General features: G+C 62.1%; 1 pseudogene. It reads left to right on the top strand.

Features of this window, described 5'->3' with window-relative positions:
- A pseudogene (locus tag G3O00_RS43145) lies at nt 1-269 on the top strand (transposase); the annotation flags it as partial.
- Nucleotides 270-507 lie beyond the last annotated feature (238 nt).

Genomic DNA, 507 nt, shown 5'->3' with positions numbered 1-507 from the left:
TTCAGACCTGCATCGTACATCTGATCCGCAACAGTCTGGAGTACGCCAGCTACAAGGATCGCAAGGCCCTGGCCGCCGCGCTACGCCCGATCTACGCGGCCGCCAGCGAAGAGGCGGCGAGGCAGGCGCTACAAGACTTCGCCGACGGACCTTGGGGCGCGAAGTACCCGACGATCGTGCAGTCGTGGCAGCGGGCATGGGAGCACGTCGTACCGTTCTACGTGTTCCCGCCGGAGATTAGACGGGTCGTGTACACCACGGATGAAATACACAAGCCCCCACGCCGTACTTCGCTCGTTCGCTATGTCCGCGCTTCCGGCCATCGTATCGGCGCGCTGTCTGATTTGGGACGCGACTGCTTCCACCGGTTAAACAGTCTTTGATAGGTTCGCTCAGACTGCTCAGCCACGGCTCGCTCTTGCTGACGGACACTCTTCAGACTGTAGGCGGCAGCCGAACCTTTGCGCGAGCCATGCTGCGCCGGCATTCCAGCCTGCAGTTCCAGCG

Origin of the sequence: Burkholderia sp. Ac-20384 (assembly GCF_017104605.1) — a bacterium.
Classification (GTDB): Bacteria; Pseudomonadota; Gammaproteobacteria; order Burkholderiales; family Burkholderiaceae; genus Burkholderia; species Burkholderia lata.
This window is presented reverse-complemented; position numbering and strand designations above follow the sequence as displayed.